Here is a 10,071-nt window from a genome sequence, read left to right as displayed (position 1 = left end):
GAGTGGACCGCTTGTCGGCCGCGTAGGCCGCGCGAAGGCAGACCGGCAGCTCGGCCACCTCGGGGGAGCGACCGGGGAAGGGAGACAGCGCGGGGGGGGGGGGGGAGGGGGGGGGGGGGGGGGCGGGGGCCCCCCCCTCGACGGCCGGGAGCCGCTGCGGCAGCAGCAGACCGGGGTCGTCGCGCAGGATGTCCTCGTAGAGCCCGGTCAGCGGGGGCCCGGATCGACGCCGAGCTGGTCGGCGAGGATCTCGCGGACTCGGGCGTACTCGTGCAGCGCCTCGGCCTTCCTCCCCTTGCGGTACAGGGCGAGCATGAGGTGGCCGTGGAAGGTCTCGCGCAGCGGGTGCTCGGAGACGGCGGTGCGCAGGTCGGCCACCAGTTCACTGCCCAGGCCCAGGCCGAGGCGCAGGTCGAAGAGCTCCTCCGTGGCGACCAGCCGGCGCTCCTCCAGCACCGTGGCCGCCGACTCGATGACCGCGCCGCCCTGGCCGGAGAGGACCGCCCCGCGCCACAGCGCGAGCGCGGCCTCCAGTTCGGTGGCGGCCTCGGGCCGCCGGTCCTCGCGCAGGGCCTGCTCGGCGGCCCGTAACCGGTCGTTGAACTCCAGCAGGTCGAGGTGGGCCGCGGTCACGGTGATGCGGTAGCCGCTGCCCTCGGTCGAGATGAACGCGTCGCCGAGCCGGCGACGCAGCTCCGAGACGGCCTTGCGGACCTGGTGGGAGGCGGTCGCCGGCGGATCGTCCTCCCAGGCCGCCTCGATGAGGCGCGGCATGGGGACCACCCGGCCCGGCTCCAGGAGCAGCACGGACAGGACGCGCTCCTGGACCGCGCCGCCGAGCGAGAACCTCACCCCGCCGACGGAGGCCTCCAACGGTCCGAGAATCAGGAAGCGCAGGCCCCCTGCCTCGGACGTCTTTTCCGGTGCGTCGACTTCTGCGTGCATGGCTCGCCCCCTGTGCGGAGGCCCCCCCGGGGCCCATGACGTCGATGGTATGGGCTCATTGGTCTGAACATGTGTGAACCGCGACGGTGGTCCCAGGGCAGGGGGCGTGGGAAAGGCGTCCGGCGGGACGCGGGTCTTCGCGTCCGACGGGTCCGGGCCGCTCGGACCCCGCCCCCGTACGGGACCCGCCGGGCCGGACCGGGCCGGGCGCCAGGTCCGACGAGCCGTGTTCGGCGGGCGACGGCGTCCCGGCGGGCCGGTCGTCGGGGCGGGTCCCGTACGGGGGCGGCGGGCGGCGCCGACCGAGGAGCGGGGAAGCGCGGGCTGCCCCGCGGAAGCGGCACCGGGCCCCTGGCCGCGCGCCCGTCGCCGCCCCGCGCCCCCGGACCGCTCGCACCGTCGGCGGACCGGGGCGAGCGGCGGGGAGGGGGTCAGCAGGGGCCGTTGGCCCAGACGTTCGCCTCGCCCTGGTCGTTGGCCACGCGGTCCCAGGTGTTGCCCCAGCCCTTGTCCAGGCAGAAGTGGTTCCCGCCGTAGTAGTTGTCCGTGAAGACCAGCACGGAGGTGTACGAGGTGCCGGTGCCGTTGTTGAACCAGGACGAGTCCTGGTGGGCGATGTAGCTGTTCCTGGTCTCGGACCAGACGGGGTTGCTGTACGCGAACATGGCGATGCCGACGCCCTCGGTCGCGTAGTTGGCGCCCTTGTAGACGCACAGGTTCCCCGCCGGGCAGTTGCCCGGATTCCGGTTGCTGTAGGTGGGCTCCGTGCCCGCGGCGTGGGCGCCGGTGGCGGTCAGCGGGAGCAGGGCGGTGGCCAGGGCCAGGCCGAGCAGGGCGCGCTTGGTGGTGCGCATGGGGTCTCTCCTCTGGGTGGTGGGTCCTCCGGCGTGCGCCGGAGCGCACGGCCGGGAGCGGTTGGGCTCCCGGCCGCGCGGGTTCGGTGGAGGCGGCTCGCGGCCGCCCGCGGGGCTCAGCCGGAGCCGGTGACGGAGCGGGCCCGGTCGAGCGCGGTCGTGACGGCGCGGGTGTAGGAGCGGGCCTGGCGTGCGAACTCGTGGGCCGCGGCGTCCCGTACGCGCTCGCGCTGCAGGCGGGCGCCGGTCCGGGCCAGCCCGGCCGCGCGGTTGCACTCGGCGTCGGCGACGGCGACGGTCCTCTCGCGCTTCCACGCCTCCCCGGCGGGGCGGTTCCGGTTCTCCTTCGCCACGGCGCCGATGGCGTCCGATGAGTTCGGGTAGGGGAGCCCCCGCGCCGCCATGCAGGTGCGCCAGGCGGTCAGGGACTTCGTGTACCGCGGGTCGGCCAGCACGTCGTCGTAGGTCAGGTACTCCAGGTTCACCACGGTCGCCTTGGCCTCGGTCCACGCGCGCAGATCACCGTAGAGCCGGCCGCGGGCGTCGGCCTGGCAGCCGTCGGCGCTGGTGAAGACCCGGCCGCGGCCGGGCACCGGGACGACGATCGCCGCGGGGTCGGTGCCGTTCAGGGCGCGTTCGAACGCGGCCCTGCGCCGCGGCGCGAGGGAGGCGACGTACCGCGCCTGCGGGCCGTCCCCGGCCGCGGCCCGCCCGTCCCGGTCGCCGGACCGGGCCGCCTGGAGCAGACCGTAACCGTGCCGGCGGGCCCAGGCGACGTCGTCCAGGCCGAAGCGGCGCAGGGGCATCTGGGCGCGCGGCGCGGCGGAGTCGAGCGGGTAGCGGAAGCCCTTGCCCGTCATGCAGGCGGCGATCAGCCGCTGCTCGGCCTCACCGAGCAGGGCGCGCTCCTCCTCGGTGAGCCCGGTGCGGGGCCGGTCGCCCGCCCCGTCCGGCGGCCCGGCCGCGGTCTCCGCCGCCGGAACGTCGGCGGCGGAGCAGGCCGTGACGAGCAGGAGGCCCGTCACGGCGAGCACCTTGAGCAGATCCCTGCCGGTCATGCGGACTCCCCGTCTCGTCGGTGGCTGTACGTCGTGCGGCGGCCCGTCACGGAGCCGCGGCCCCCGAACGCAGGGGAGCCACGGCGCGGTCGCCGAAGGAGGCCCAGGGCTGCCAGCCACCGCTCGGGCGGGCCTGTACGCGCGTACGCACCCGGCCCTCGGCGGTGACCGCGAAGACGTGGATCCGCCCGGTCGCGTCCATGGCGGCGGTGGGCGTCGAGGCGAGCACGGCGCCCGGTTCGCCGAACTCCCCGCCGGGGGCCCAGCCCTCGCCGGGCGCGGTCTGCCAGCGGTGGTCGAGCCGGTCGCCGCCGGGGGAGAGGACGAACGCCTCCAGCCTGCCGTCGGCTCCGGGCACGAGCAGCGGGGCGGCGGCCGACCAGCCGAACAGGGCCAGCCACGCGTCCCACCCTCCGCTCGGCGCCGACTGGCGGCGGTGGAAGGACCCGACTCCGGACGGGCCGATCGCGGCGACGGTGAGCCGTCCGCTGCCGTCGCGCGCCACCCGCGGGGCGGCGCCGGCCGGTCCGCCGAACCGGTTCCACGGGGCCCACTCGCCGCCCGGCGTCTGCTGCCACCGGTGCCGGACCTCCGCGCCTCCGCGGTCGAGGGCGAACACCTCCAGGCGGCCGTCCGCGTTGGCCGCGACGACCGGCGGCGCGCCCACCGGCCCGCCGAACCCCGCTTCCCACGGACCCCAGGCCGGCGAGCCGGGCGTCTGCTGCCGCCGCCGGGAGAGGACGCCGCCGCCGGGGCTCGGCGCGAAGACCTCCAGCCGCCCGTCGGAGCCGCGGGCGACGGCGGGGGCGGCGCCGGCCGGTCCGCCGAACTCCTCCCACGCCTGCCAGCCGCCGTCCGGACGCTGCACCCGGTGGTGCAGGTTGGCGCCGCCGGGCGCGAGGGAGAACACCTCCAGCCTGCCGTCGGTGTTGCGGCCGAGGGTGGGGACCGCGCCGGCCGGTCCGCCGAACCGCTCCCACTCCGACCAGGTTCCGGCGTCCGGGTCGAGCTGGACGCGCCGCAGCATCGAGCGGTCGCCGGCGTCGAGGGCGAACACGGTCAGGCGGTCCTGGACGTCCAGGGCGGCGACCGGGTTGTCCGGGCTCTGCCACGAGGGGGGCGTGGCCTGCCAGTGCAGCGGGGCCAGGTACAGGCCCTGCCGGAACCAGCCCGCGGCGCTCGCGTACCACCGGTCCCCGTCGAGGACCGGTTCCACGGCGTGGCCGGCCACATGGCCGGCGTAACCGTCGACGGTGAAGTGGAAGGGGTCCCTGGAGGCGAGGACGTCGGTGCCCTCGTACCCGCCGCGCGGCCCGATGAACAGGTGGTACCAGCCGTCCCGTTCGACGACGAAGGGCGACTCGGTGACCGAGACGCCGGTCGCGCCGGTGCTCCGGTCGGCGTACGCGACACCGGGCGCGCTCCAGTGCAGCAGGTCGCCGGAGCGGCGGTAGCAGACCAGGTGGCGGCCGTCGGAGGCGGAGACCTCGGTGTAGTACATGACCCACTCGGAGCCGATCCGCACGACCATGGGGTCACGCGCGGCGCGTCCGCGGAAGAGGGGGCCGGAGGGCACGCGGGTCCAGTGGAACAGGTCGGTGGAGGTGGCGAGGTTGACGGCGGCCCCGGTGCTGCCTCCGGCGGCGTAGAACATCCAGTACCGGCCGCCGGCCTCGATGACGTGCGGGGCCCACAGGTGCTCCTCGCCGTGGTAGTCCGGATCGACGGTGAGCGCGTCGGCGTGGGTGGTCCACGGGCCGCCGGGGGCGGGCGCGGAGGCGTGGGCGAAGGAGACCTCCGCGGCGCTGTCGGGCGCTTCGCCGGGCGCCGCGCTGTCCCCGACGATGCTGAACAGGTGCCACCGGCCGTTCGCCCGGATCAGGGTGTGGTCGTTCAGGTAGCGGCGGCGGCCGGGCGTGGACGGGTCGTAGACGTGGGTGAAGGAACCGGCGGCGACCCAGGGGGACGCCGGACCGGCGACGGGGGACGCGGCTGCGGCGCGGTCCGCGAGCGGGAGCACGAGGGCTCCCGCTCCGGCCGCCCGCAGCAGGCCCCGCCTGCTGATCGGATGCACGAGACCGCTCCAGAGGGGGTTGGCTGTCAGTTGATCGCGGGGCCCGCGGTGCCCTTCAGCCAGCCCCAGGCGGACCAGGTGGTGAACCCGTCCTGCCAACGGTGGTAGACGCCGGTGGGGTTGGTCCCGAAGACCTCGATCCGCCCGTCCGCGTTGGCGGCCGCGGTGATCTCGGTGCCCCCGGTGCCGAAGGACTCCCACGGGCCGTAGGGGGCGTTCGCCCCCGTCTGCCAGATGTGCTGGGCCTCGCCGCGGTTGAGGGCGAACACCTCGACCCGGCCGTCAGCGCTCCGCTGGCTCGTCAACTGCGCGTCGGCGAGGCCGCCGGTGTCCTTCCACTCCGACCAACCGGCGGCGCCGGTCTGGTACTTGTGGAAGACGCCCTCGGGACCGGAGGCGAAGACCTCCAGCCGGCCGTCCTGGTTGTGGTCCACGGTCAGGTCGCGGCCGCCGGTGCCGAAGTCCTGCCAGGTGGACCAGCCGCCGTTCACGGACGTCTGGTACAGGTGCTGGAAGACGTCGCCGTTGAGGGCGAACACCTCGAGCCGCCCGTCCGGTGACTTCCCCATCTCCACGCGGCTGTTCGCGGGCCCGCCGCCGGCTGACCTCCATCCCGACCACCCACTGCTGGGGGCCGTCTGGAACCGTTGGAACAGCCCTTCGGGGCCGGAGGCGAAGACTTCGAGGCGTCCGTCGCCGTTGGAACCCACGGCGATGTCACGCCCTCCGCCGCCGAACTCCTCCCAGCCGGACCAGCCGCCCGAGGGCCGGGTCTGGTAGCGGTGCTGGAAGATCCCGTCGTTGATGGCGAACACCTCGAGGCGCCCGTCGGCGTTCGGGCCGATCGCCAGCTCCGCGCCCGAGGGCCCGCCGATGGACTCCCACTCGGACCAGGAGCCGTTCGCGCTCTCCTGCCACGCGTGGTGCACACCGTCGGCCCCGGCGGCGAACACCTCGAGCCGCCCGTCCGCCGACCGCGCCGACACCACCCGGCCGGACTCCGCCGGATGCGCCGGCGGCGGGGGGCCGGGCTCCCGGCCCGGCGTGCAGGGCATCCCGAGACCGCGTGCCGCCAGGTAGGGGATGGGATCGGTGCGCACGGTCGCGCGCGCGTCGCCCCAGATCCGCAGGTGCAGGTGGGGTCCGCTGGACTGGCCCTCGCTGCCCATCAGCGCGATCCGCTGGCCGGCCCGCACCCGGTCGCCCACCTGGACGTCGCGGTGGTACATGTGGCCGTACTCGGAGATGGTGTCGTCCGGGTGCAGGATGCGGATCCACTGCCCGTAGCCGGATTCGTACCCCGAGATGATCACCTCGCCGTCGCCCACGGCGTAGATCGGGGTGCCGCGGTCGTTGGCGATGTCGATGCCGTTGTGATTGGCGTGGTGGCCTTGGGAGATGGGTCCGGCGGCCGGGCAGGCGGCGGTGAAGGCGGCCGCCTGAAGAGGGGTCTGCCGGGAGGGGGCGGCCTGGGCGTCGGCCGGTGACGCCGAGGCCGTCCCCGGCGTCAGCGTCGCGGTGACCGCGAGAAGGAGGCCGAGCACCCGGCCGGGCAGACGCCCGGCCGGACGCCGGTGGATACCGGGCATCACGCGAGATCCCTCCGTCATGCCCGGCGCAGGCGCGCGATGATGCCGTTGATGTCGCGCTCCAGCATTTCGCGGCGGACGAAGTGGCCGCCGGGCAGCTCGTGCGCCTCGTGCGGGATGCCGACGCGGTGGAGGTGGTAACGGAACTCCTGCTGGGTGCGGAGCACCGTCCCCTCGTTGGCCTGGTCCCACCAGTTGACGGGGTCGGGGCTGGTGCCGGCGACGAGGAAGACCCGCTTGTGCCGGTAGCTCTCGATGCGCTCGACCGGGTTGTCGGCGCTGACGCGGGCCTGGTCCCAGGGGACGCCGTAGACCGTGCCGCCGTTCAGTTCGACGGCGGCGGAGGAGGCGTTGGCCCAGTGCGTCACCACGTCGCCGTTGCCGCCGCGCAGGTTCGCCGGGCCGGAGTGGGCGCTGACCGAGGCGAAGTGGCCGTAGTACTTGGCCGCGTACTTCAGCGCGCCGAAACCGCCCATGGAGAACCCGGCCACGGCGCGGCCGTCGTACTCGGCGTACGTACGGAAGTTGGCCTCGACCCACGGCAGGAGCTGCCCGATGTGGAAGTGCTCCCAGTTGCGGGCGCCGATGTTGGAGGTGGCGGCGTTGGAGTACCAGCCCGCGCGCCCGCCGTCGGGCATGACGACGATGAGGTCCTTCCAGGCGGTGAGGCCCCGGATGTCGTGGTGGGCGTCGAAGGTGATGAAGTCCTCCTGGCCGCCGTGGAACAGGTAGAGGACGGGGTAGCGGCGTCCGCTGGTGTGGTAGCCGTCGGGCAGCAGGACGTTGACGGCCGGGTTCCAGCCGCCGATGGCACCCGTCTGGAACCGGTAGTACCACATCCGGTGGTCCTGCTCGCCGCGCTCCACGATGCGCAGACCGAAGCCGTCGCCGACCGCCGAGGCCGCCGTCGCCGACGCGAGGACGCCGCCGGCGCCCAGGGCCGCCGCGGCGGTGAGCCCGCCGGCGGACTTGAGGATGCTCCTGCGGGAGGGATTGAGCGGTTGCTGCGCGGTCAAGGTGACCTCCTGTGGGCGAGCTGGCTGGGACCCGGCCGCCGTCCCGGCGGTGTCCGGCGGTTCGGAAGCTAGCGATCTCCGCCCGGCAGGAGTATCCGGAACCTTACGGGTGACGGAACCGGCTCCCGTCCTCTAGGCGGACGGGCGGGCGGGGGGTGGTGGGGCAGGCGGGGTCGGCGGGGCTGGTGGGGTTGGTGGGGCATGGGTCCGGTGGGGCTGGTGGTGTCGGCCGGGCTCAGTGGGTCTCGTGGGTTCGGTCGGGTCCGGCCGGTCTCGTGGGTTCAGCCGCGTCCGGCCGGTCGCGTGGTCCGGTCGGCCTCGTGGTGTCGGCCGGGCTCAGTGGGTCTCGTGGGTTCAGCCGCCGCGCGGCCCCGGCCGAGCCCGCGGGCCCAGCGGGTCCAGCCGGCCTCGCGGCTCCGGTCGGGCCCAGCCGGGTCCGGTCGCCGGTCGCGCGGCCCGACCGGTCTCGCGGGTTCAGCGGCCCGGCCGGGTTCAGCGGCCCCACGGGCCTTGCGGCCCCCACCGGCCTCGCGGCCCCGGCCCATCCGGTGGGCGCTGCGCCGTGAGCCCTTAGCGGGAGGGGTCGCGGGTGTCAGTCCGTAACCCTCCGGATTCCTGGGCCGGTCCCTCGTGGATAGCTTTCGGCGCGACCCGGCACGGCCACGGCGGGTCCCCCTTCGCACGTGCCTCGTACCGCTACCGACCAGGAGCCCGTTGTGAGCGCACACCACCCCTCCCGCAGAGCGATTCTCCGATCCGTCGGCGGGCTTTCGGCCGCGCTGTCCCTGGCCGGCGCGCACGTCCTCGCGTCGGGGCCGGGGGCCCACGCCGCCGGCGCCCGTTCCGTCCGGAGCGTCCAGTCGGACGTGGGCGGGCCGATCACCCGCGACGAGATCCTGCTCCGCGCCCAGCACTGGGTGGACCTGAACGTCTACTACAACCAGGAGGACTCCCACCCGGACCTCCAGGGCAGGCACTACCGCACCGACTGCTCGGGCTTCGTCTCCATGGCACTGCACCTGCCCTCGTCCCCCAGCACGGTGACCCTGCCGGAGTTCATGGACCCGATCGGCTGGGAGGACCTGAGGCCCGGCGACGCCGTCGGCACGCTCGGGGCGGGGACCGGCGGGGACGCGGGCCACGTCGTGCTGTTCACCGGCTGGGCCAACCCCCAGCACACGCGCTTCTTCACCATGGAGGAGATGGGCGGGAGGGGGTCCGTACGGTACGAGCGGCCGATCAACTACACCACCAGCGGCGGCCGGTTCGTCGCCAAGCCGCACCGCTACAAGAAGGTGGTCGAGGCCCCCGCCCACCGGGCCGCGACCCCGGCCGAAACGGGCCGCGTGGTGTCGGCGCGGTCGGCGGACGGCCGGCTGGAGACCTTCGCGGCCGGAGCCGACGGGGTGTACCACGCCTGGCAGACCGAGGCGAACGGCGGCTGGTCGGCCTGGCGGCCGCTCGGCGGTCCGCGCGACGCGCAGATGGCGATCGCCCCCAACGCCGACGGCCGGCTGGAGCTGCTGGCGATCAACGGCGACACGGCCCAGCACATCTACCAGTCACGGCCCTCGGGGGACTGGTCCGGCTGGCAGGAGTTCGGCACCGGCGGGCGGTACATCGCCGCCGGCACCAACGCCGACGGCCGTATCGAGGTGTTCGCCTCCGGCCCGAAGGGGGTCTACCACCGGTACCAGACCGCGCCGAACACCGGCTGGTCGGGCTGGGAGTTCACCGGCGGCGGCCCCGTCGACGCCCGCCTCGGGATGGAGAAGTCCCCCGACGGGCGCCTTGAGGTGTTCGCTCTCAACGGCACGGTGTTCGAGCACCAGTACCAGCTCGCCCGCAACGGCAACTGGTCCGCGTGGGAGCACTTCGGCGGGGGCGGCCACGACCTGACGGTGGACCACAACGCCGACGGACGTCTCGAGGTGTTCGCCTCCGGGCCGGAGGGGATCTTCCACCGCTACCAGGAGTCCCCGGTCACCTGGTCGGGCTGGGTGCGGACCGGCGGGCCGGCCGACGCGCAGCTCACCAGCGAGCGCACCTCCGACGGCCGGGTGGAGGTCTTCGCGATCAACAAGGACATCGCCGTCCACGCCTGGCAGACCGGGATCAACGCCCCCTTCAGCGACTGGGCCACCATCGGCACCGGCGGCACGGAGATCACGGCCGCCACCAACGCGGACGGCCGCCTGGAGGTCTTCGGAACCAGCCACGCGGGCGTCTACCACACCTGGCAGACCGGCTTCTCCGACTGGGCCCAGTGGGCGTGGCTCAACGGCTCCGGCCCCGCCGTCAACTGACCGCGGGACGTACGGGGTCGGGGCGTGCTCGCGCCCCGGCCCGTACGCGCCGCCCGACGCGGTCCGGTACGCCGCCGGCCCGAGGGCGACGGCAGCGGAAGGCCGACGCGGGGGGGGGGGGGGGGGGGGGGGGGGGGGTGTGCGCGGCCGGGGGGGGGGGGCGGGGGCTCCGGGGTTTCCGGTTGGGGGGGGTTGGGGCCTCCCGGGCTTGGCTAACCTTCGGGGAGGG

General features: G+C 75.0%; 7 protein-coding genes. 1 reads left to right on the top strand and 6 read right to left on the bottom strand.

Features of this window, described 5'->3' with window-relative positions:
- Nucleotides 1-207: 207 nt before the first annotated feature.
- From ACZ6EJ_RS26930 to ACZ6EJ_RS26905, 6 genes are all read right to left on the bottom strand, one after another.
- Nucleotides 208-945, bottom strand: coding sequence for an AfsR/SARP family transcriptional regulator (locus ACZ6EJ_RS26930; protein ID WP_469270733.1), 738 nt, complete (start codon nucleotides 943-945; stop codon nucleotides 208-210).
- A gap of 431 nt (nucleotides 946-1,376) precedes the next feature.
- Nucleotides 1,377-1,799 carry a peptidase inhibitor family I36 protein gene (locus tag ACZ6EJ_RS26925; protein ID WP_469270732.1) on the bottom strand — a complete coding sequence of 141 codons (423 nt, stop codon included), beginning with the start codon at nucleotides 1,797-1,799 and terminating at the stop codon, nucleotides 1,377-1,379.
- A gap of 116 nt (nucleotides 1,800-1,915) precedes the next feature.
- Complete coding sequence (locus tag ACZ6EJ_RS26920; RefSeq protein WP_469270731.1) at nucleotides 1,916-2,857, bottom strand: hypothetical protein; 942 nt, start codon at nucleotides 2,855-2,857, stop codon at nucleotides 1,916-1,918.
- 46 nt (nucleotides 2,858-2,903) lie between these two features.
- On the bottom strand, nucleotides 2,904-4,931 hold the full coding sequence (locus tag ACZ6EJ_RS26915; RefSeq protein ID WP_469270730.1) for a DUF8189 domain-containing protein: 2,028 nt from the start codon (nucleotides 4,929-4,931) through the stop codon (nucleotides 2,904-2,906).
- 26 nt (nucleotides 4,932-4,957) lie between these two features.
- The gene (locus ACZ6EJ_RS26910; protein WP_469270729.1) at nucleotides 4,958-6,520 is read right to left on the bottom strand and encodes a DUF8189 domain-containing protein; all 1,563 of its coding nucleotides are present in this window, start codon (nucleotides 6,518-6,520) and stop codon (nucleotides 4,958-4,960) included.
- A 17-nt stretch (nucleotides 6,521-6,537) separates the two neighbouring features.
- The gene (locus ACZ6EJ_RS26905; protein WP_469270728.1) at nucleotides 6,538-7,536 is read right to left on the bottom strand and encodes an alpha/beta hydrolase; all 999 of its coding nucleotides are present in this window, start codon (nucleotides 7,534-7,536) and stop codon (nucleotides 6,538-6,540) included.
- Between the two features lie 716 nt (nucleotides 7,537-8,252).
- Here ACZ6EJ_RS26905 and ACZ6EJ_RS26900 point away from each other — a divergent pair.
- Nucleotides 8,253-9,842: a PLL family lectin gene (locus tag ACZ6EJ_RS26900; RefSeq protein ID WP_469270727.1), complete on the top strand. Its 1,590-nt coding sequence runs from the start codon at nucleotides 8,253-8,255 to the stop codon at nucleotides 9,840-9,842.
- Nucleotides 9,843-10,071 lie beyond the last annotated feature (229 nt).

It is taken from the genome of Streptomyces sp. NPDC041970 (assembly GCF_055588985.1).
Note: the sequence above shows the minus strand (reverse complement) of the source record. Positions and strands in the feature narration are given on the sequence as shown.

What these genes read in the sequence shown, in the direction of transcription:
- ACZ6EJ_RS26930 (WP_469270733.1), bottom strand. Translation starts at nt 945, where the DNA reads ATGCACGCAGAAGTCGACGCACCGGAAAAGACGTCCGAGGCAGGGGGC.
- ACZ6EJ_RS26925 (WP_469270732.1), bottom strand. Translation starts at nt 1,799, where the DNA reads ATGCGCACCACCAAGCGCGCCCTGCTCGGCCTGGCCCTGGCCACCGCC.
- ACZ6EJ_RS26920 (WP_469270731.1), bottom strand. Translation starts at nt 2,857, where the DNA reads ATGACCGGCAGGGATCTGCTCAAGGTGCTCGCCGTGACGGGCCTCCTG.
- ACZ6EJ_RS26910 (WP_469270729.1), bottom strand. Translation starts at nt 6,520, where the DNA reads ATGCCCGGTATCCACCGGCGTCCGGCCGGGCGTCTGCCCGGCCGGGTG.